The organism is Streptomyces sp. NPDC048644, assembly GCF_043199105.1.
GTDB lineage: Bacteria > Actinomycetota > Actinomycetes > Streptomycetales > Streptomycetaceae > Streptomyces.
Genome location: NZ_JBICVO010000004.1, coordinates 1 through 20,192, shown reverse-complemented (window position 1 = coordinate 20,192; position 20,192 = coordinate 1). Strand labels below are relative to the sequence as shown.

At 70.9% G+C, this 20,192-nt stretch carries 17 protein-coding genes; 13 read left to right on the top strand and 4 right to left on the bottom strand.

Annotation, left to right across the window (positions count from 1 at the left end):
* The first annotated feature begins 38 nt into the window (after positions 1 to 38).
* From ilvN to ACGFNI_RS09770, 4 genes are all read left to right on the top strand, one after another.
* Entirely contained in the window at positions 39 to 563 is a 525-nt protein-coding gene (ilvN, locus tag ACGFNI_RS09785) for an acetolactate synthase small subunit (protein ID WP_393682245.1), read from the top strand.
* Between the two features lie 148 nt (positions 564 to 711).
* Positions 712 to 1,710, top strand: coding sequence for a ketol-acid reductoisomerase (ilvC, locus tag ACGFNI_RS09780; RefSeq protein WP_393682243.1), 999 nt, complete (start codon positions 712 to 714; stop codon positions 1,708 to 1,710).
* 279 nt (positions 1,711 to 1,989) lie between these two features.
* Positions 1,990 to 3,582 (top strand): phosphoglycerate dehydrogenase, encoded by a 1,593-nt coding sequence (gene serA, locus ACGFNI_RS09775; protein ID WP_393682241.1) that lies wholly within the window; start codon positions 1,990 to 1,992, stop codon positions 3,580 to 3,582.
* Between the two features lie 322 nt (positions 3,583 to 3,904).
* A complete protein-coding gene (locus ACGFNI_RS09770; protein ID WP_393682239.1) occupies positions 3,905 to 4,948 on the top strand; it encodes a PRC and DUF2382 domain-containing protein in 1,044 nt (347 codons plus the stop codon).
* Between the two features lie 273 nt (positions 4,949 to 5,221).
* Here ACGFNI_RS09770 and ACGFNI_RS09765 read toward each other — a convergent pair whose 3' ends face one another.
* Positions 5,222 to 5,944, bottom strand: coding sequence for a response regulator (locus ACGFNI_RS09765; RefSeq protein ID WP_393682237.1), 723 nt, complete (start codon positions 5,942 to 5,944; stop codon positions 5,222 to 5,224).
* Positions 5,941 to 7,170, bottom strand: a complete 1,230-nt coding sequence (locus ACGFNI_RS09760) for a sensor histidine kinase (RefSeq protein ID WP_393682235.1) — start codon at positions 7,168 to 7,170, stop codon at positions 5,941 to 5,943. The genes ACGFNI_RS09765 and ACGFNI_RS09760 overlap by 4 nt, the downstream gene beginning before the upstream one ends.
* A 183-nt stretch (positions 7,171 to 7,353) precedes the next feature.
* Between ACGFNI_RS09760 and ACGFNI_RS09755 the strand changes: the two genes are divergently transcribed.
* Both ACGFNI_RS09755 and ACGFNI_RS09750 read left to right on the top strand, forming a co-directional pair.
* Entirely contained in the window at positions 7,354 to 7,689 is a 336-nt protein-coding gene (locus ACGFNI_RS09755; RefSeq protein WP_393682233.1) for a DUF4190 domain-containing protein, read from the top strand.
* 118 nt (positions 7,690 to 7,807) lie between these two features.
* A complete protein-coding gene (locus tag ACGFNI_RS09750; RefSeq protein ID WP_393682232.1) occupies positions 7,808 to 9,316 on the top strand; it encodes an alpha/beta hydrolase in 1,509 nt (502 codons plus the stop codon).
* Positions 9,317 to 9,362: 46 nt separating this feature from the next.
* Here ACGFNI_RS09750 and ACGFNI_RS09745 read toward each other — a convergent pair whose 3' ends face one another.
* Positions 9,363 to 10,697, bottom strand: coding sequence for a PucR family transcriptional regulator (locus tag ACGFNI_RS09745; RefSeq protein ID WP_393682230.1), 1,335 nt, complete (start codon positions 10,695 to 10,697; stop codon positions 9,363 to 9,365).
* Between the two features lie 254 nt (positions 10,698 to 10,951).
* On the opposite strand from ACGFNI_RS09745, the gene ACGFNI_RS09740 reads away from it, so the two are divergent.
* The 6 genes from ACGFNI_RS09740 to ACGFNI_RS09715 all read left to right on the top strand — a co-directional run bounded on the left by ACGFNI_RS09740 (position 10,952) and on the right by ACGFNI_RS09715 (position 17,325).
* The gene (locus ACGFNI_RS09740) at positions 10,952 to 11,878 is read left to right on the top strand and encodes a proline dehydrogenase family protein (RefSeq protein WP_393682228.1); all 927 of its coding nucleotides are present in this window, start codon (positions 10,952 to 10,954) and stop codon (positions 11,876 to 11,878) included.
* A 139-nt stretch (positions 11,879 to 12,017) separates the two neighbouring features.
* On the top strand, positions 12,018 to 13,649 hold the full coding sequence (gene pruA, locus ACGFNI_RS09735) for an L-glutamate gamma-semialdehyde dehydrogenase (protein ID WP_393682226.1): 1,632 nt from the start codon (positions 12,018 to 12,020) through the stop codon (positions 13,647 to 13,649).
* Positions 13,650 to 14,425: 776 nt separating this feature from the next.
* Positions 14,426 to 14,557 carry a hypothetical protein gene (locus ACGFNI_RS09730; RefSeq protein WP_393682224.1) on the top strand — a complete coding sequence of 44 codons (132 nt, stop codon included), beginning with the start codon at positions 14,426 to 14,428 and terminating at the stop codon, positions 14,555 to 14,557.
* A 190-nt stretch (positions 14,558 to 14,747) separates the two neighbouring features.
* Complete coding sequence (locus ACGFNI_RS09725) at positions 14,748 to 15,440, top strand: TetR family transcriptional regulator (protein ID WP_393682222.1); 693 nt, start codon at positions 14,748 to 14,750, stop codon at positions 15,438 to 15,440.
* Between the two features lie 6 nt (positions 15,441 to 15,446).
* Complete coding sequence (locus ACGFNI_RS09720; RefSeq protein WP_393682220.1) at positions 15,447 to 16,238, top strand: SDR family NAD(P)-dependent oxidoreductase; 792 nt, start codon at positions 15,447 to 15,449, stop codon at positions 16,236 to 16,238.
* A gap of 46 nt (positions 16,239 to 16,284) precedes the next feature.
* The gene (locus ACGFNI_RS09715; protein ID WP_393682219.1) at positions 16,285 to 17,325 is read left to right on the top strand and encodes an NAD(P)-dependent alcohol dehydrogenase; all 1,041 of its coding nucleotides are present in this window, start codon (positions 16,285 to 16,287) and stop codon (positions 17,323 to 17,325) included.
* A gap of 10 nt (positions 17,326 to 17,335) precedes the next feature.
* On the opposite strand, the gene ACGFNI_RS09710 is transcribed toward ACGFNI_RS09715, so the two are convergent.
* A complete protein-coding gene (locus tag ACGFNI_RS09710; RefSeq protein ID WP_393682217.1) occupies positions 17,336 to 18,931 on the bottom strand; it encodes a fibronectin type III domain-containing protein in 1,596 nt (531 codons plus the stop codon).
* A gap of 128 nt (positions 18,932 to 19,059) precedes the next feature.
* Here ACGFNI_RS09710 and ACGFNI_RS09705 point away from each other — a divergent pair, with 128 nt between their 5' ends.
* Positions 19,060 to 20,100, top strand: a complete 1,041-nt coding sequence (locus ACGFNI_RS09705; RefSeq protein WP_393682216.1) for a 3-isopropylmalate dehydrogenase — start codon at positions 19,060 to 19,062, stop codon at positions 20,098 to 20,100.
* The last annotated feature ends 92 nt before the right edge of the window (positions 20,101 to 20,192 follow it).

Sequence of the window (20,192 nt, the reverse complement as noted above, 5' to 3'; positions counted from 1 at the left end):
GACGTCACGGACGCACGGAAGAAGAGAGAAGACCGACCATGTCCAAGCACACGCTCTCCGTCCTGGTGGAGAACACCCCCGGCATCCTGGCGCGGATCGCCGCCCTGTTCTCCCGGCGCGGCTTCAACATCGACTCGCTCGCGGTCGGTGTCACCGAACACCCCGACATCTCCCGCATCACTATCGTGGTCAGCGTCGAATCGCTGCCGCTCGAACAGGTCACCAAGCAGCTCAACAAGCTCGTCAACGTGCTGAAGATCGTCGAGCTGGAGCAGGGGCACGCGATCCAGCGGGAGCTGGTCCTCGTCAAGGTCCGCGCGGACAACGAGACCCGCTCGCAGATCGTCGAGATCGTCCAGCTCTTCCGTGCCAAGACCGTCGACGTCTCCCCGGAGGCGGTCACCGTCGAGGCCACCGGATCCAGCGACAAGCTGGAGGCGATGCTCAAGATGCTGGAGCCGTTCGGCATCAAGGAGCTGGTGCAGTCCGGCACCATCGCCATAGGGCGTGGCGCCCGGTCCATCACGGACCGCTCGCTGCGTGCGCTGGACCGTACGGCCTGACCCCCGCGGTCCCCGGCGGACCGCACGGCGCCGCGCCCCGAGCGGCACGGCGCCGCCCTCGCCGCTCGCATGGCGAGACCCGCGAACCTTCCCCACCCCGCCCGACGTACTGTGTGGGCAACCAGCTAGATCCAAGGAGATACCCGAAGTGGCCGAGCTGTTCTACGACGACGATGCCGACCTGTCCATCATCCAGAACCGCAAGGTCGCGGTCATCGGGTACGGAAGCCAGGGCCATGCCCACGCGCTGTCCCTGCGTGACTCTGGTGTCGACGTGCGCGTCGGTCTGCACGAGGGTTCCAAGTCCAAGGCGAAGGCCGAGGAGCAGGGCCTGCGGGTGGTCACGCCCGCCGAGGCGGCGGCCGAGGCCGACGTCATCATGATCCTGGTGCCGGACCCGATCCAGGCGAAGGTCTACGAGGAGTCCATCAAGGACAACCTCAAGGACGGTGACGCGCTGTTCTTCGGCCACGGCCTGAACATCCGTTACGGCTTCATCAAGGCCCCCGAGGGCGTCGACGTCTGCATGGTCGCCCCCAAGGGCCCCGGCCACCTGGTGCGCCGTCAGTACGAGGAAGGCCGCGGCGTGCCCTGCATCGCGGCCGTCGAGCAGGACGCCTCCGGCAGTGCCTTCGCGCTGGCGCTCGCGTACGCCAAGGGCATCGGCGGCACCCGCGCCGGCGTCATCAAGACGACCTTCACCGAGGAGACCGAGACCGACCTCTTCGGCGAGCAGGCCGTGCTGTGCGGCGGCGCGTCGGCGCTGGTCAAGGCCGGTTTCGAGACGCTGGTCGAGGCGGGCTACCAGCCCGAGATCGCGTACTTCGAGTGCCTGCACGAGCTGAAGCTGATCGTGGACCTCATGTATGAGGGCGGCCTGGAGAAGATGCGCTGGTCGATCTCCGAGACCGCCGAGTGGGGCGACTACGTCACCGGCCCGCGGATCGTGAACGAGAACACCAAGGCCGAGATGAAGAAGGTGCTCGCCGAGATCCAGGACGGCACCTTCGCCAACAACTGGATGGCGGAGTACAACGCCGGTCTGCCGAAGTACAACGAGTACAAGAAGGCCGACGAGAACCACCTCCTGGAGACCACGGGCAAGCAGCTGCGCAAGCTGATGAGCTGGGTCGACGACGAGGCGTAACACCCGTCGGACGAGGGCCGCGGCACTGTCCGCGGCCCTTTCGTCCGTCCGGCCGCGGCCCCGTCCACCGATACGGCGGCGTCGCCTTGTCCACCGCGTAGAACCACGCACGGGTGATCCTTACGCTTCGGCACAGCGATGCCCAGGGCCGCCACTACACTGCCAGGCACAAGCGCGTCAGGCTCACAGCGTCGTGCGTCTTCCACGCGGCTGCCCCCTTCACCGCCTTCGGCCGTCGGGACGGTCGTCCGCGAAGGACTAGTGAGGACTGAAGACCACGTGAGCTCGAAACCTGTCGTACTGATCGCCGAAGAACTCTCGCCCGCCACCGTCGACGCCCTCGGCCCCGACTTCGAGATCCGGCACTGCAACGGCGCGGACCGCGCCGAACTGCTCCCCGTCATCGCCGAGGTGGACGCCGTCCTCGTGCGCAGCGCCACGAAGATCGACGCCGAAGCGATTGCCGCCGCGAAGAAGCTGAAGGTCGTCGCCCGCGCCGGCGTGGGCCTGGACAACGTCGACGTCTCCGCCGCCACCAAGGCGGGTGTGATGGTCGTCAACGCCCCGACCTCCAACATCGTCACCGCTGCCGAACTGGCCTGCGGCCTGCTGGTCGCCACGGCCCGCAACATCCCGCAGGCCAACACCGCCCTCAAGAACGGCGAGTGGAAGCGGAGCAAGTACACCGGTGTCGAGCTGAGCGAGAAGACCCTCGGCGTGGTCGGCCTCGGCCGGATCGGCGTCCTGGTCGCGCAGCGGATGTCGGCCTTCGGCATGAAGGTCGTCGCCTACGACCCCTACGTCCAGCCGGCCCGCGCCGCGCAGATGGGGGTCAAGCTCCTCACCCTCGACGAGCTGCTCGCGGTCTCCGACTTCATCACCGTGCACCTGCCCAAGACGCCCGAGACGGTCGGCCTGATCGGCGACGACGCGCTGCACAAGGTGAAGCCGTCGGTCCGGATCGTCAACGCCGCCCGCGGCGGGATCGTCGACGAGGTCGCGCTGGCCAGCGCGCTCAAGGAGGGCCGGGTGGCAGGCGCGGGCCTCGACGTCTACGCGTCCGAGCCGTGCACCGACTCGCCGCTGTTCGAGTTCGACCAGGTCGTGGCCACCCCGCACCTCGGCGCGTCGACGGGCGAGGCGCAGGAGAAGGCCGGCATCGCGGTCGCCAGGTCGGTGCGGCTCGCGCTGGCCGGCGAGCTGGTGCCGGACGCGGTCAACGTCCAGGGCGGTGTGATCGCCGAGGACGTCAAGCCGGGGCTGCCGCTGGCCGAGCGCCTGGGCCGGATCTTCACCGCGCTGGCCGGTGAGGTCGCGCTGCGTCTCGACGTCGAGGTGTACGGCGAGATCACCCAGCACGACGTCAAGGTGCTGGAACTCTCCGCGCTCAAGGGCGTGTTCGAGGACGTCGTCGCCGAGACGGTGTCCTACGTCAACGCGCCGCTGTTCGCGCAGGAGCGCGGCGTCGAGGTCCGGCTGACGACCAGCAGCGAGTCGGCCGAGCACCGCAACGTCGTGACGGTGCGCGGCACCCTCGCCGACGGCGAGGAGGTCTCGATCTCCGGCACCCTGTCGGGCAACAAGAACGCCCAGAAGATCGTCGCGGTCGGGGAGCACTCCATCGACCTGGCGCTCGCCGACCACATGGCGTTCCTGCGCTACGGCGACCGTCCCGGAGTCGTCGGCACCGTCGGCAGGATCCTGGGCGAGGCGGGCATCAACATCGGCGGCATGCAGGTCTCGCGGGCCGACGTGGGCGGCGAGGCCCTGGTTGCGCTGACCGTCGACGACACCATCCCGGCCGGTGTGCTCGCCGAGATCTCCGACGAGATCGGCGCGACCTCGGTGCGCGCGGTCAATCTCGCCGACTGATCCACCGGCTTTCCGCAGCTCACACGGGCCCGGACACCGCCTCGCGGTGTCCGGGCCCGTTGCCGTGCACTGCGGGTGCGCGCGGTGCCGCGAGAGCCAGACGAATGGCCCGCACCCGGCCGGGTGACAGGCCGCCCCCGGAGATCTCCGCACCCTTCACCCGAATGGCGTAGTGGGTGGGGAGGGGCCGAGCGCCGTCAATACCGTCCGGGGCCCGTCGGAGCCGCTGATTTCCTTCGCTCCCGACTCGCTGCGTGCGTGTTCGCGACGCGCAATGGGAACTGCGCGTGCCCTGCCGGCGCGGGCGGAAGGAGAAGACGCCATGAATGCACCCCTGGGTGACACCCCGCAGGATCTGACCGGTCTGAACGTGGTCGATTCGGAGGGCGCCAAGGTGGGCTCGGTCCAGCAGGTCTACCGTGACGACGCCACCAACATTCCCGAGTGGATCACCGTGCGGACCGGCCTCTTCGGGATGAAGGAGACCTTCGTACCGCTTGCCGGGGCGCGGCGGGTGGACGACGAACTGCACGTTCCGCACACCAAGGAAACGATCAAGGAGGCACCGCGGATCGATGCCGACGGGCATCTCGATCCGTCCGAGGAGGAGGAGCTGTACCGCCACTACGGGCTGAACCGGCCGGGTAACCCGGCGGCCGGCACCGTGCAGGGCGCCGACACCGGCAGCCCGGCGGGTACCGGCAACGCCGGGATGACGGGTACCGGCATGGCGGCCGGCGGCGCCGCGGGGATGGCCGCGGCCGGCACCGGAGGCGACGCGCGGCGGTCCCGTACGCCGGCCGGCGACCGTGACCGGGCGATGGCCGAGGGCGCCGGATCGCTCCACAAGGAACGCACCGACCGGCCGCTGGCCGGGGCGGGGGCCGGCGGGATGGCGATGTCACGCGGCCGGGGCGACGACGAGCGCACGGGCACCAAGGGGGCCAGGGAACAGGTCCCCGAGATCGTGCTCTCCGAGGAGCAGATGCAGATCGGCACCGAGGAGCGCGAGAGCGGCCGTGCCCACCTGCGCAAGCGCGTGGTCACCGAGGACGTGCACCGCACGGTTCCGGTCAGCCACGAAGAGGTGCGGATGGTCCGCGAGCGGATCACCGACGACGAGCGGATGAGCGGCCGGACCCCGCCGCGCATCAGTGACGGCGAGGTCGAGGTCGTTCTGCACGAGGAACAGGCCGTGGTCAGCAAGAAGACCGTGCCGGTGGAACGGGTGCGGCTGGAGACCGAGCGGGTCACGGAGCAGAAGGAGGTCAACATCGAGATCCGCAAGGAGCAGCTGGAGTTCGACGACGGTACGACGGCCCGTAAGGGCGAGCGGAAGGGCCCGGGTCCTGACCGGCGCCGGTGACCGCCGCCTCCGGGGGAGCGGCGGAGGCCCTTGATCCGGCCGGCCGCCGCCCGCCCCGGGCCGTCGGCGCCCGCCCCGCACTGCGACCGGCCCGGCCTCCCGCCCGCTCGCGGAGGCCGGGCCCTTGCGGGTCCTGCCGCGCCGGGTGTCGTGGTCGTGACCGTCAAGCCGCGGCCTGAGCCGTGGCCTTCAACGGGCCGCGGGGCGAGGGGAGTTCAGCGGCCGGGGGAGTTGTACCCGAGTCGGTGGTGCTCGCGCGGGCCGTGTCGTGCGTCAGCCGGTGAACCCCGGCACCACCAGACCTGATTCGTACGCGATCACCACCGCGTGGGTACGGTTCTGCGCACCGAGCTTGGTCAGCACGTTCCCGACGTGCGTCTTCACCGTCTCCAGGCTCACCATCAGCGACTGCGCGATCTCCGGGTTGGACAGGCCGGTGGCCATCAGCCGCAGCACCTCCTCCTCCCGCTCCGTCAGCGCCGCCTTCGGCAACGCCTCGGCGGAGCCCAGCGGGCGGGCGGCGACCATCCGGCGCAGGGCCGCCGGGAAGAGGATCGCCTCCCCCGCCGCCACCACACGTACCGCCTCGGCGATCTGCCGGACCGGAAGCCGCTTGAGCACGAACCCGCTGGCCCCCGCGCTGAGCGCGGCGGTGACGTAGCCGTCGTTCTCGAAGGTGGTGATCACCACGACCTTCGACGGTTGGGCCGGCTCGGCAAGGAGGTGCCGGGTGGCCTCGATCCCGTTGCGACGCGGCATCCGCACATCCATCAGGACCACGTCAGGCCGCAGCCGCCGCACCTGCTCGACCGCCTCGACGCCGTCGGCGGCCTCCCCGACGACCGCGATCCCCGGCTGCGCCGCGAGCAAGGTGCGCAGACCGCTGCGGGTCACCTCGTCGTCGTCCGCGATCACGAGGGTGACGGGGGTACCGGCAGGGCCGGACCCGGACCCGGTGCCGGTCGTGACGGCCGCACTCGCGTCGGAGCCGGTCATGCCGGTACCCGTACCGGCAGCCGGACCGCCAACCGCCAGTGCCGCGGCCCGTCCTGGCCGACCTCGATCTCACCGTGCAGCAGCCGCACGCGCTCGGCCAGGCCGGGCAGGCCGTGTCCGGACGTACGGAAGACACCCGCGCCCGTACGCATGCCGGCGCCCGCCCCATTGACCACACCGAGCTCAAGCCGATCCGGCAGAGCCGCCACCCGGACCCCGATCGGACCGCCCGTCCCGTGCCGCAGCGCGTTCGTCAGCCCCTCCTGCAGAATCCGGTACGCGGCCCGGGAGAGCGTCCCCTGCACCTGCGCCAACTCACCCGACAGCTCCACCTCAAGGACCGCGCCCGCGTGCCGCAACCGGTCGAGCAGCTCGGGCAGGTCGGCCAGGGTCCGGGTCGGTGCCGTCTCCGCCGTCTCCTCGCGCAGTACGCCCAGTACGTAATCCAGGTCCTCAAGCGCGGCCCTGGCCGACTCCTCGATGCTGCGCAGCGCGGCCCGCGCCGCCCCAGGGTCGGCGGACAGCACCTCGCCCGCGACCGCCGCCTGGATCGTGGTCGCGGTCAGCGTGTGCCCGATCGAGTCGTGCAACTCGTGGGCCAGCCTGTTGCGTTCGGCAAGCCGCTGCTCCCGCTCGGCCATCAGCGCGAGCCGCTCGGCCGACGAAGGGCCCAGGAGCCTGGGCGCCAGCCACCGCAGCACGCTCGTCACCACCCCGCACACGACCGCCGCGAGCAGCAGGCAGCCGAGCGCCACCACCCAGCTCTGCCATCCGCCGTCGGACCGCAGCGACCGGCCGAACAGGCTCAGCCCGGCTTCGGCACCGAGCCAGTTCCCGGGGAGGGCGATCCCCATGAGGACCAGCACGCCGCTCGTCAGCGCCCCCGTCCACCCCAGCGCCACGTGCAGCAGCAGCCAGAGGGGAGTCCGCCAGCGGTCGGCGCCGGATGGCACGGCGGCAGGGGCCGGCAACGGCACCCTCAGAAGGTGGCGGGCGAACGCGATCAGTGCCCGCCGCGTGGTGCGGGCAAGACCGACCAGGCCGATCAGTGCGGCCCAGACCAGGAGGACCAGGACGGCCTGCACTCCATAGGGAGCGGATGGCCACGCCCGTGTCGGCAGCAGGGCGAAAGGCAGTAGTGGAAGGCTCGCCAACGCGCCGCAATAGGCGAACAGCATGCCCGAATATGTGGAGCCGCGCAGCAGCGGCCGGAGTCCCCTGATCATTGTCGCCCCAGTATGACCGGGCAGTTCACCGGTGGCCTCCCCCGATCGAGGGAGCACCTTCTCCCGCCTTACCGCGATGCGCATCCGCGACGCCGGAAGCCAGGATCGTGCCCTGAACAGTTGACCGGAGGACGTTCGATGAATACGCAAGGAATCACGCGAGGAATCACGCGAGGAATGGAGATGCCGCCGCATCGCACGGCATCGGCCAACGGTCTGGCCGGGGCCGCCATGGTGCTCGGCGTCATCGGCTTGAGCACGTCGGTCCTCTTCATCGGCGGCCTGTTCGGCGGCATCGGACTGATCCTGGGCAGCGTCGCCCTGACAACGGCCAGGCGGACCGGTATCGGCCGGGGCAAGGCCCTCACCGGCGTGGTGACGTCGGCCCTCGCGATCGTGGTGTCCGTCCTGGTCGCCGTCTTCTTCGTCTGGTACGCGAACAAGACGCAGGAGTGCTATCGGCCCGACAGTTTCCAGCAGTACAAGCAGTGCGTCCACCAGCAGTTCACCGGGAATTGACCGGCGACGGGGCGACTTCTTCCCAGCAAGGACGAGCAACACAGTGCGGAACACAAGAATTGCCTCTCTCCTGGTCGTCGGCGCCGTGGCGACTTTCCTTTCGACGCTTACCCCTGCAATGCCCCTTTCTGGATCCGATGCCTCCGCGGCCAAGGACCCTCTGCGGCAGTACACGCAACAGACGCCGCGGTGGCAGCGCTGCGATGCGAAGAATCCCGCCACCTATCAGTGCGCGACACTCAAGGTGCCGCTGAACTACGGCAATCCCGGAGGCAAGAAGACGGACCTCGCGATATCCCGGCTCAAGGCAAGCAGGGCAAAGGAACGTCGCGGCGTTCTGCTGCTCAACCCCGGCGGCCCCGGCGGTCCTGGCCTGGATGTGCCCGTCAGTGGGGCAGCGGAGTTCCCCGAGGAAGTGAAGAGGCAGTACGACCTCATCGGGTTCGACCCGAGGGGCGTCGGGCAGAGCTCGCCCGTCAGCTGCGGTCTGACCGCCGGCGAACAGGACGTGGAGCGCCCGTACAAGGCCGAGACCTTCGCGAAGGATGTGAAGTGGGCCCGTACGGTGGCCGCCAAGTGCCAGGCCGAGGAAGGTGACAGGCTGCGCCACCTCACCACCCGCAACACCGCTCGCGACATGGACGTCATCCGTGCCGTGCTGGGCGAGAAGAAGATCTCCTACCTGGGGTTCTCCTACGGCACCTACCTCGGCGCCGTCTACACGCAGATGTTCCCCCGGCGAACCGACCGGTTCGTCCTTGACAGTGCGGCCGACCCCGCGCGGTACGGGCGGGGCATGTTCCGGGCGATGGCGGAGAGCGCCGAGCCCGCCTTCACACGATGGACCCAATGGACGGCCCGGCGACACGTGACGTACGCACTGGGCCGTACCCCGGCCGAGGTCCGCAAGACGTTCTGGGACCTCATCGCCCAGGCCGACCGCACACCCGTCGACCACGGTGGGACGCTTTTCACCGGTGACACCATCCGCGCTCAGCGCGCCACGTTCTCCCGCGTTCAGAGGGCCGCCACATGGGTCGCCGAGCTGAAGAAGGCGGCCGAGGGCAGGAAACCGGCTCCGTCCGGCACGCCCGAGCAGGTCCCGAGCCCCCTCCGGCCGGCGTCCGCCCGTGACATTCCCCCGGACAATGAAGCCGCGAGCGCCTGGGCCGTCCTCTGCGCCGACACCCGCACGTCGTGGCCGCGCGACCCCGAGCAGTACCGCCGCGACGCGATCCGCGACAAGGCCCGGTATCCGCTGTCCGGCGACTTCGAGTCCCACATCAAGCCGTGTGCCTTCTGGAAGCCGGGCAGCGAACCCAGGACAACAGTGACCAACAGGGTCCGTGCACTCATCCTGCAGAACGAGTGGGATCCTGCCACGCCCCCGGCCGGCGGCCGGGCCATGCACCGGGCCCTGCGCGGATCCCGGATGGTCACCGTCGCCGGCGGAGAGGGGCACATCGTCAACGGCACCAACTCCTGCGCGGACAGGAGCGCCACGGTCTACCTGACCACGGGCAGGCTCCCGGCCAAGGACCTGACCTGCCGAGCGCCTGCCGGGCAGAAGGAGAAAACCCGCACGCTTCCCGGCCCGAACTCCCCGGGAACGCACGACCGCTTGTGACCCTCGGCTGTCCAGGGGCTTGAGGCGGGGCCTTCCTGGAGGGACGTCACAGCCGGGCGGCCTTCAGGGACATGTGCAGCAGCAGGCGGTCCTCGCCCTCGTCGAGGTCGAGGCCGGTGAGTTTCTCCACCCGGCCCAGGCGGTAGTAGAGCGTCTGGCGGTGGATGCCCAGGGCCTGCGCGGTGCGGCCCGCCTGGCCCGCGCAGTCGAGGAACGCCTCGACGGTGCGGGCGAGTTCGGTGTGCGCGGGCGCCAGCAGCGGCCGGACCGCGGCGTCGGTCACACCGGCGGGCAGCGCGGTCAGCAGACGGTACGAGCCCAGCGCCGTCCACTCGGCGACCGGCCCGAAGCGCGGCTCGGCGCGGGCCGCGCGGGCGGCGTCCAGGGCCTCCCGCCAGATCGCCGGAAGCCCGGTCAACTCCTGGGTGCCGGAGGCGATTCCGGCCGCGCCGGGCCGTAGCTGGGAGCCGTCGGCGGGGGAGGTGCGGACCGGCCTGCGGCCTGCGGCGGCCGGGGCGGCGGCGCCCGCGCGCGGGGACCGCAGCAGATGTTCGGCCACCGTGTGGGCGGGCCCGAGCGCACCGGGGGACCGCAGTCGTACCAGGGCGGCCAGCGCGGGGACCGGTGGCGCGGCGCGCGGCGGGCCGGTGCCGGACGCCCCGGCCTGCGCGGGGACGGTGGCGGTCTCGCCGGAGCCGCCCGTCGCCCCGCCGGGCTGGAGCGCGCAGGCCGCCAGCAGTCCCGGCAGGCTCGGCGGCGGCGCCGCGTCGGTTTCGGGGGTGTCCCACGGCAGCACGGCGACCAGCGTCAGCGGCATGCCCGTGCTGAACCGCAGGGTGTCGCGCAGCGCGTCGCGGAGCAGGACCGCGGCGGCCGGCCGGCCCGCGGGCCCGGCGAGCAGCACCTCGCGCAGCAGATCGCCCAGTTCGGAGCCGGCCCGCGCCTCGTCGGCGAGCAGGGCGCCGATCCGGGCCGCGGTCTCCATGGCCTGCTCGATGCGCGGGTCGGGGGGCGTGTCATGACCGCCGAGTTCGAGGTGGGTGAGGTGGCCGTCGTCCAGCAGCCACACATAGCCGTGCACGATGCCGCGGTGGCGCACCGGCAAACAGATCCGGCCTTTGAACACGCCCGCCGCGGGGTCCGGAGGGATGCGCAGGGCGCTCTTGGCGCGGGCGATCCCGAACGCCTCGAACCAGGCTCTCACCGCGGACGACGAGCGGCGTTGGAGGATCGACCGGGTACGCACGGGATCCATGACGAGGTCGTCGTCGCCCTCATGAGCGCCGAACGCGATCAGCCCGAAGTCGCGATCCTCCAAGGTCGCAGGCGCTCCGAGCGCCGCTGAGATCTCGTCCACAAGCTGCTGGTAGTCGCCCCGCATCCGCCGGTCGTCCCCTTTCCTGTTGTGTACGCCACCACTGTCCCTGGCGGCACTTCATCATCCGCAGCCACAGTGGTGTTGTCGTCACCCTTCATTCTCATACAAGTGTCTGAGATACGGGCCACCAAGGCGTGACAGCTGTCGATGGCTGAAAGGTGACGAGATCCTTAAGTTTCAGGTGGCTCATCTTGCCGTTGCGCCCGCCCCACCGGCGCCCGCCCGGCATTTGTCATCCTGAATCGTGGAGGTGCCCCATGCTGGGTCCTGTGCTCCTCGCCGCCGCGCGCAGCGACAGCATCCGCCGCATCGTTGCGGCCGCTCCGATCACCCGCCCGGTGGTCGATCGATTCGTCGCCGGTGAACGGCTCGACCAGTCGATGGCCGTCGTACGGTCCCTGGCCGAGCGGGGAATGGAGGTCACCCTCGACCACCTCGGCGAGGACATCACCGACCCGGCCGAGGCGCTGCGCAACCGCGACGCCTACCTCCAGCTCACCGAGGCACTCGGTGCGCAGGGGCTCGGCGAGCGCGCCGAGATGTCCGTCAAGCTCTCCGCCTTCGGGCAGGCGCTGTCCGGCGGCCATGAGCTGGCGCTCAAGAACGTCACACCCGTGGTGGAGGCCGCAGCCGCGGCCGGTACGACCGTGACCCTCGACATGGAGGACCACACCACCGTCGACTCCACCCTCGCGATCCTCGCCGACCTGCGCGAGCGGTTCCCCCAGACGGGAGCGGTCGTCCAGTCCTACCTCTTCCGTACGGAGGACGACTGCCACGCGCTGGCCGGTGAAGGCTCCCGCGTCCGGCTCGTCAAGGGCGCCTACAAGGAGCCCGCGACCGTCGCCTTCCAGGACAAGCGCGAGGTCGACAAGGCCTACGTGCGCTGCCTGAAGATCCTCATGGCGGGCGAGGGTTACCCCATGATCGGCTCGCACGACCCGCGGATGGTCGCCATCGGCCAGGACCTGGCCCGCCGCAACGGCCGCAAGCCCGGCGACTTCGAGTTCCAGATGCTCTACGGCATCCGGGAGGCCGAGCAGCAGCGGCTCGTCGCCGAGGGCCACCGCATGCGCGTCTACATCCCGTACGGCACCGACTGGTACGGATACTTCATGCGGCGCCTCGCCGAGCGCCCCGCGAACATGGCGTTCTTCCTCAGGTCGCTCGCCTCCAAGGGCTGATGGCCCGATCGGGCCGCGCGGGTGGATGCTTGAGGCGGGGGGTAGCTCCCCGAAAGCAGCGCCCGCGCCGCCCACCCTCAGCGGCGCGCCGCTGGAACATTGTGAAACCGACGTCGAAATCGAAGGAGACACGGCCGCTATGGACGCTGTGACCCACGTCCCCGCCCCGTACAACGAGCCGGTGCACGGCTACGCCCCCGGCTCCCCGGAGCGCGCCCGCCTTGAGACCAAGCTCAAGGAGCTCGCCGGCAACCCCGTCGAGCTGCCGATGACCATCAACGGCGTCAAGCGGATGGGCGGCGGCGAGCGCTTCGACGTCGTGCAGCCGCACAACCACAAGGCCGTGATCGGCACCTACGCCAACGCCACCAAGGCCGACGCCCAGGAGGCCGTCGACGCCGCCCTGGCCGCCGCCCCGGCCTGGCGCGCGATGTCCTTCGACGACCGCGCCGCGATCCTGCTCAAGGCCGCGGACCTGCTGTCGGGCCCCTGGCGCGAGACCATCGCCGCCTCCACGATGCTCGGCCAGTCCAAGACCGCCCAGCAGGCCGAGATCGACGCGCCCTGCGAGCTGGTGGACTTCTGGCGCTTCAACGTGCACTTCGCGCGTGAGCTGCTCCAGGAGCAGCCCCCCATGCAGCCGAACGGTGTCTGGAACCGCCTGGACCACCGCCCGCTGGAGGGCTTCGTCTACGCGATCACGCCCTTCAACTTCACCGCCATCGCCGGCAACCTGCCGACCGCCCCGGCCCTGATGGGCAACGTGGTCGTCTGGAAGCCCTCCCCGACCCAGACCCACTCGGCGATCCTGCTGATGGAGCTGCTGGAGGAGGCCGGCCTGCCCAAGGGCGTCATCAACCTCGTCACCGGTGACGGCAAGGCGGTCTCCGAGGTCGCGCTGCCGCACCCGGAGCTGGCCGGCATCCACTTCACCGGCTCGACCGCCACCTTCCAGCACCTGTGGAAGGCCGTCGGCGAGAACATCACCGGCTACCGCTCCTACCCGCGGCTGGTCGGCGAGACCGGCGGCAAGGACTTCATCGTCGCCCACCCGACCGCCGACCCGGCGATCCTGAAGACCGCCATCACCCGTGGCGCCTTCGAGTACCAGGGCCAGAAGTGCTCCGCCGCGTCCCGCGCCTACGTCGCCCGCTCCACCTGGGAGAACGGCTTCAAGGACGAGCTGGCCGCCGAGGTCGACGGCCTGACGATGGGTGACGTCACCGACCTGTCGCACTTCATCGGCGCCGTCATCGACGACCGCTCGTTCGCCAAGAACAAGGCCGCCATCGACCGCGCCAAGGCCGACCCGACCTGCGAGATCGTGGCCGGCGGCACCTACGACGACTCGGTGGGCTACTTCGTCCGCCCGACCGTCATCGCCTGCTCGGACCCGGAGAACGAGGTCTTCAAGACCGAGTACTTCGGCCCGATCATCGCCGTCCACGTCTACGAGGACGCCGACTTCGACAAGACCGTCGAGCAGATGGAGTCCGCGTCGGCCTACGCGCTGACCGGCGCCGTCCTCGCCAAGGACCGGCAGGTCGTCGCCGAGGTCTCCGAGAAGCTCCGCTTCGCGGCCGGCAACTTCTACGTCAACGACCGGCCGACCGGCTCCATCGTCGGCCAGCAGCCCTTCGGCGGCGGCCGGGCCTCGGGCACCAACGACAAGGCGGGCTCGAAGTTCAACCTGCTGCGCTGGATGTCCCCGCGCGCCATCAAGGAGACGATGGTCGCCCCGACGGACTACCGCTACCCGCACATGGGCTGACCCACCCCCGACGCCGGGACGTGCCCATCCGCACGCCCCGGCGGGCGCCGGCCGTGACCTCCCCCCGCGCACCGGCGCCCGCGGTATCCACCGCACCGACCGCCCCTGGCCCGACCGGCCGGGGGCGGTCGGGCGTTACGGGACGTACGACGGCCCGGCACCCCTCGACGGGGAGTGCCGGGCCGTCGCCGGTGCCCTTCTCCCGGCAGGGGGAGGTGAGCACGCTGACGGTGCCCCGCTCGTCGAAGTCGTCGATGATCACGTATACGGGGACACCGGCCCTGGCATACGCGCTGCGCTTGCGCACCCGGTCCCGGGTGATGGCGTCGTGCCCGGGGGAGACCAACCTGGTAGGCGGTGTGCTCCCGCTCGGCCAGGAACGCACCCAAGGCGCAGCGCACTCGGTTGGCGGCCCGGCCATGTGCGTAGCGACCGGTGGGCGACACCTCGATGAACCCCTCGATGATCTCGGCGTGGAAGCCCTCGGGGAGTGTGCAAGCGACGCCGCCACGCTAAAGGCTCGGACTCCGGTCACCGCGCAGCCGTGGAGGGTTCACCCGTCTCAGATAGTAGGAAGCCCAAGTAATTGTGCAGACATCACGGCTGCACTGTCCTAGCGTTGTAGGAGCCGAACGTATCGCTCTATCGAGCGACGGTGGATGCGGCCCGTGCACGCGCGCAGGTGACCCCTGTGGCACAAGGCCCCCGCCCCTTCCGGCCGTTCCTGGATCGACGCAATCCTCCTTCTCGGGGCTTTGGCATTGGAGACGTGAATCATGGCCGAGACTGCCGTCCGCAGGACCCGTCACTCCGCTCGCAGGACCAATGAAGCCGACCGCAAGAACGCCGCTGCCGCGCTCCAGCGGGCCCTTGACCGCCGGGACAACGGCGGGTCCACCGGGCACTGATCCCTGACCCTGATCCCTGATCCCTGATCCGAACGGGCCGTTGTCGCCCGTACCGCCGCCGCCGCCGCTGCCGCGTGCGCGCAGCGGCGGCGGGGTCCGTGGGGCGGGGCGTTCCGGCGGTGGCCCTGTGTGAGGGGTGTCCCATCGGGACATGTGTCCTATTGGGACACGGTGGGTGTACCGTGCAGATATGAGCGCGGAACGCACCGGAACCGAAGCGCGGCCCGACCGTCGGGCCCGCAGGTCACGCCGTACCCGCGACACCCTCGCGCGGGCCGCCCTTGAGCTGGTGCTCGACCGCGGACTGCGCGAGGTGAGCGTCGAGGACATCGCCGAGCGCGCCGATGTCGCGCGGCGGACCTTCAGCCGGTATTTCACCGGCAAGGAAGAGGCCGTCGCCGACTGCATCCGCGCCGACGCCGAGCGGATCAACGACGCGCTGCGCGCCCGCCCGGCCGCCGAGCCACCGCTGGTCGCCTACCGCGCCGCCGTACTGGACTGGCTCACCGACGAGGACGAGCCCGCCTGGCACCGCCGGCCGCACGTCTTCGACCTGCTGACGCTCGCCGAGCGCGAGCCGACGCTGTACGCCGCGCTCCAGCACACCCGCGTCGCCGCGCAGGAGGAATCGGTCCGCATCCTGGCCGGCCGGCTGGGCGTGGATCCCACGGTGGACCTGCGCCCCGCCGTGCTCGTCGGAGCCGGGGCCGGTGCCCTCGTCGCCGCGCAGCACGCCTGGGTCAGGGGCGGTCAACTCGCCGCCCTGCCCGGCCTCGTCGAGCGCGCCTTCGCCGCGCTGGCCGACGCGTCACCGTCCGCCGCACCCGCGGCGCACCCCGGGGAGCCGCCCGATCAGGCTCCCGTATCGCCTCGAGGGATCTGAGTACGTATGTCGCACGACCACAGCTCCACCCCCGCCCCCGCCGTCGTCGCGGACGAGTTCGCCGGACGGGTCGCACTGGTCACCGGCGGTGCCTCCGGTATCGGCCTGGCCGTCGCCCGCCGGCTGGTGCGCGGCGGCGCCGCCGTCGTCCTGGCGGACTTCAACGAAGCGGGCGCCCGCGCCGCCGCCGGTGAACTGGCCGCCGACGGTGCCCGCGCCGCGGCCGTCGCGGTGGACGTCACCGACGCGGAATCCGTCGCCCGCGCCGTCCGCTTCACCACCGACACCTACGGCAGCCTCGATCTGGCCGTCAACAACGCGGGGATCAGCGGTCCGGTGGCAGCCACCGGTGCGTACGACCCGGACGCCTTCCGCCGCGTCATCGACACCAACCTCAACGGCGTCTTCCACTCGCTGCGCCACGAACTGCCGGTGATGGCCGCCGCGGGCGGCGGCGCCATCGTCAACATGGCGTCGATCCTGGGCACCAACGGCTTCGCCGGATCGCCCGCGTACGTCGCCGCGAAGCACGGTGTGGTCGGCCTGACCAAGACGGCCGCACTCGAATACGCGGACCAGGGCATCCGGATCAACGCGGCGGGGCCGGGCTTCATCGACACCCCGCTGCTGCGCGACGCCGACCCTGAGCACCGCGCGCAGCTCGTCGCGCTGCACCCGGCGGGCCGGCTCGGCACCGCCGACGAGGTCGCCGAGCTGACCGCGTTCCTGCTGTCCGACCGCGCGTCGTTCATCAACGGCAGTTACCACCTCGTCGATGGTGGCTACGCCGCCCGCTGACCCGTCACCACACCACCACTCGGGGCATCGAGAAAAGAGCACACCCATGAAGGCAGTCCAGTACCGCGAGATCGGCGCCGCCCCGCAGGTCGTCACCGTCCCCGAGCCCGAAGCCGGTCCTGGACAGGTGCTGCTCCGGATGACGGCGGCCGGGGTGTGCCACTCCGACATCGCCGTGATGAGCATGCCGGCCGACGCGCTGCGCTTCCCGCTGCCGCTCACCCTCGGCCACGAAGGCGTCGGAACCGTCGCGGCGCTCGGCGCGGGGGTCACGGGACTGACCGTCGGCGACGCGGTCGCGGTCTACGGGCCGTGGGGCTGCGGCACCTGCCCGGCCTGCGCCGAGGGCAAGGAGAACTACTGCCGGCGCGCCGCCGACCTGGGCATCTTCCCGCCAGGACTGGGCGCGCCCGGCGCGATGGCCCAGTACATGGTCGTCGACGACCCGCGGCATCTGGTGCCGCTCGGCGGGCTCGACCCGGTGGCCGCGGTGCCGCTGACCGACGCGGGTCTGACGCCGTATCACGCCATCAAGCGCTCGCTGCCCAAGCTGGTGCCGGGCGCCACGGCCGTCGTCATCGGCACCGGCGGGCTCGGCCACGTCGCGATCCAGCTGCTGCGCGCCATGACCGCGGTCCGGGTCATCGCGCTGGACGTCACCGAGGAGAAGCTGGCGCTGGCCCGCGAGGTGGGCGCGCACGACGCGGTGCTCTCCGACGCGGGTGCCGCGGCGGCGGTCCGCGAGCTGACCGGCGGCCTCGGCGCGCAGCTGGTCCTGGACTTCGTGGGTGCCCCGCCGACGGTCGCCACCGCCGGGGCGATGGCCGCCGCCGAGGCGGACGTGACCATCGTCGGGCTCGGCGGCGGCGCCCTGCCGGTGGGCTTCGGCGCCCTGGCGCACGAGGTCGCGGTCTGCTCGCCGTACTGGGGCAGCCGCACCGAGCTGGGCGAGGTGCTGGCCCTGGCGCGGGCCGGTGCGGTCGATGTGCACGTCGAGACGTACGGCATCGACGAAGCGCCGCTGGCCTACGAGCGGCTGCACGCGGGGAGGATCAACGGCCGGGCCGTGATCCTCCCCTGGAGCTGAGGCCAGCGCGCTACCGGGTCACCTCGAAGTGGTCGATGCGCTCGCCGGTTTCGGCGAGCGCGGTGACCTTCATCGTCGGACGGTGGCCGGGCGAGACCTCGACGGCGATGAAGGAGAAGCCGGTGTAGCGCACCCGCGACCACTCCACGGTGTCCTTGGCCTTCGTCCGGTCCTTCGTCCAGTGGTAGGTGTCCACCGAGTCGAGATCCTTCACGTGGCCCTCGTAGCTGTCGGGCACCGGGAAGTCGTAGAGGGCACGGCCCGCGCCGCCCGCGGTGACGTAGACGATGCCGTCGCGGGTGGCGTCGACCCGCTCGCCGACCGGTACCCGCTTGGACACCCGGCCGCCCTTGAGTGCGTCGGTCCGCTCGTAGACGTGGTTGTGGCCGTTGACGACGAGGTCCACCTGGTGCTTCTCGAAGAGCGGCAGCCAGGCGTCGCGCACCCCGCCGTCCGACGCGTGCGAGTTGGTGGTGGAGAAGGCGCAGTAGTGGAAGAAGACGACGATGAAGTCGATGCCGTCGGCGGCGCGCAGTTCGCCGAGGCGGCGGTCCAGCCAGCGGGTCTGCTTGCCGTCGGTGTAGCCCTGGTTGGCGGGGATCTCGTACGAGACGTCGTTGGCGTCCAGCGCGACGACCGCGGTGTTGCCGTAGGTGAACGAGTAGACGCCGGGCGCGTGTTGGGCGTCGGGGCCGTTGCCCGGCAGGGTCCAGCGGGCGTTCTGGCCGCCGTAGCCGTGGGGGGAGTACCAGGCTTCCATGTCGTGGTTGCCGGTCGTCACCATCCACGGCACGGACTTGGCCACCGACTCGGTCTGCGCCAGGAACTGGTCCCACACCCGCGCGTCGTAGGTGTCGTGCTCGGAGCCCTGGCCGTCCGGGTCGGCGTAGCAGATGTCGCCCGCGTGCAGGTGGAACGCCGGGTTCTGGCCCAGGATCAACTGGTCGTTGGCGAGCGCGTGGTAGCTGACGCCCTGGTCGCCGAAGGCGGTGAAGACGAAGGTCTCGGCGCGGGCCGGGGCGGTGCGGAAGGTGCCGACGGTGGAGAAGTGCCGCGGGTCGGCCGGGTCGAAGCCGTCGTGGCCGACGCCGTAGTAGTACGTCGTCCCCGGGCGCAGGCCGTCGAGCGCCGCGTGCAGGTAGTACTGCTGGACGGCGGGCAGCTTCGCCGACAGCGACGGGGTGTGCAGGTCGCGCACCTCGGCCTGGATCTTGCGCCCCAGGTCCCAGGGCTTGTGGCCGACCCGCAGGTACGGGCGGCGGACCGCGAACGGCACCTGCCAGCCCACCCGCATCTGCGTCGTGGGGTCGGCCCCGAACGCCAGGTGCCGGCCGAACGGCGCGACCAGCGAACCGTCGACGTGGCTCGCGGCGTGCGAGGTCAGCAGGGTGGGGGAGGGCGCGGCCTGGGCGGATCCGGCCAGCAGCCCGGAACCGGCGACGACCCCCGCGGTCGCCGCCGAACTGCGCAGCAGCCCGCGGCGGGTGAGCTTGGTACGGAGGTATGCGTGCTGTTCCGGCATGCTCATCCGGGCCGCGAGCTGCTCCGGTATGCCGACGCGGGGGGTGTGCGAGGGCAGGGGGGCTGCCCGGTGGTCTCCAGTCATGGCGAAAAGGTCCCAGCGCCGGCCGTCCGGAGCGGGTCCTGGGGGTGAACGGCGGTTAACCGGATTCCCATGTGTCCGCATGCCGGACGCCACATGTCAACGGATGGGACAGAGAGTAGGGTCCAGGCATGTCTCGCAGCATTCGCCTCGCAGTGATCCCCGGTGACGGTATCGGCCAGGAAGTCGTGGCCCAGGGCCTCAAGGTCCTGACCGCGGTCCTCCCGCAGGACGTCAAGCTGGAAACCAAGGAGTACGACCTTGGTGCCAAGCGATGGCACGCGACCGGCGACACCCTCCCGGACGAGGAACTGGACGCGCTCAAGCAGCACGACGCGATCCTCCTCGGCGCGATCGGCGACCCGTCCGTACCCTCCGGTGTGCTGGAGCGCGGACTGCTGCTCAAGCTCCGCTTCGCCTTCGACCACTTCGTGAACCTGCGTCCGTCGAAGCTCTTCCCCAACACCGCGACGCCGCTGGCCGGCCGCCCCGACATCGACTTCGTCGTGGTCCGCGAGGGCACCGAAGGCCCGTACACCGGCAACGGCGGCAGCCTGCGCACCGGCACCCCGGCCGAGGTCGCCACCGAGGTCAGCCTCAACACCGCCTACGGCGTGGAGCGGGTGGTGCGGGACGCGTACGAGCGGGCCAACTCCCGCCCCCGCAAGAAGCTGACGCTGGTCCACAAGAACAACGTCCTGGTCTACGCAGGGCACATGTGGAAGAACATCTTCGACAAGGTCGGCCAGGAGTACCCCGAGGTCACCACCGACTACCTGCACGTCGACGCCGCGACGATCTTCTTCGTCACGCAGCCCGAGCGGTTCGACGTCATCGTCACCGACAACCTCTTCGGCGACATCCTCACCGACCTCGCCGCGGCCGTCACCGGCGGCATCGGCCTCGCCGCCTCCGGGAACATCAACCCGACCGGCGAGTTCCCCTCGATGTTCGAGCCGGTGCACGGCTCCGCACCGGACATCGCGGGCACCGGCAAGGCCGACCCGACGGCGACGATCCTCTCCGTCTCCCTGCTGCTGCGCCACCTCGGCTTCGACGCGCAGGCCGCCCGCATCGAGGAGGCCGTCGCCGCCGACCTGGAGGCCCGCGACGGGGACGCGCGCAGCACCGACGAGATCGGCGACGCGCTCGCCGCACGCGTAGCGGGCTAGGCAGTGTCTTCAATTGATCTTGGGTGGTGGATCATGGTCGAGTGATACGTCGTCATGAACTGACCGATACAGAGTGGGAGTTCGTCCAGCCG

What these genes read in the sequence shown, in the direction of transcription:
- ACGFNI_RS09750 (WP_393682232.1), top strand. Translation starts at nt 7,808, where the DNA reads ATGCCCCTTTCTGGATCCGATGCCTCCGCGGCCAAGGACCCTCTGCGG.
- ACGFNI_RS09745 (WP_393682230.1), bottom strand. Translation starts at nt 10,697, where the DNA reads ATGCGGGGCGACTACCAGCAGCTTGTGGACGAGATCTCAGCGGCGCTC.
- ACGFNI_RS09725 (WP_393682222.1), top strand. Translation starts at nt 14,748, where the DNA reads ATGAGCGCGGAACGCACCGGAACCGAAGCGCGGCCCGACCGTCGGGCC.
- ACGFNI_RS09715 (WP_393682219.1), top strand. Translation starts at nt 16,285, where the DNA reads ATGAAGGCAGTCCAGTACCGCGAGATCGGCGCCGCCCCGCAGGTCGTC.
- ACGFNI_RS09720 (WP_393682220.1), top strand. Translation starts at nt 15,447, where the DNA reads ATGTCGCACGACCACAGCTCCACCCCCGCCCCCGCCGTCGTCGCGGAC.
- ACGFNI_RS09760 (WP_393682235.1), bottom strand. Translation starts at nt 7,170, where the DNA reads ATGATCAGGGGACTCCGGCCGCTGCTGCGCGGCTCCACATATTCGGGC.
- ACGFNI_RS09740 (WP_393682228.1), top strand. Translation starts at nt 10,952, where the DNA reads ATGCTGGGTCCTGTGCTCCTCGCCGCCGCGCGCAGCGACAGCATCCGC.
- ACGFNI_RS09710 (WP_393682217.1), bottom strand. Translation starts at nt 18,931, where the DNA reads ATGACTGGAGACCACCGGGCAGCCCCCCTGCCCTCGCACACCCCCCGC.
- ACGFNI_RS09770 (WP_393682239.1), top strand. Translation starts at nt 3,905, where the DNA reads ATGAATGCACCCCTGGGTGACACCCCGCAGGATCTGACCGGTCTGAAC.
- ilvN (WP_393682245.1), top strand. Translation starts at nt 39, where the DNA reads ATGTCCAAGCACACGCTCTCCGTCCTGGTGGAGAACACCCCCGGCATC.
- pruA (WP_393682226.1), top strand. Translation starts at nt 12,018, where the DNA reads ATGGACGCTGTGACCCACGTCCCCGCCCCGTACAACGAGCCGGTGCAC.
- ACGFNI_RS09705 (WP_393682216.1), top strand. Translation starts at nt 19,060, where the DNA reads ATGTCTCGCAGCATTCGCCTCGCAGTGATCCCCGGTGACGGTATCGGC.
- ACGFNI_RS09765 (WP_393682237.1), bottom strand. Translation starts at nt 5,944, where the DNA reads ATGACCGGCTCCGACGCGAGTGCGGCCGTCACGACCGGCACCGGGTCC.
- ACGFNI_RS09730 (WP_393682224.1), top strand. Translation starts at nt 14,426, where the DNA reads ATGGCCGAGACTGCCGTCCGCAGGACCCGTCACTCCGCTCGCAGGACC.
- ACGFNI_RS09755 (WP_393682233.1), top strand. Translation starts at nt 7,354, where the DNA reads ATGCCGCCGCATCGCACGGCATCGGCCAACGGTCTGGCCGGGGCCGCC.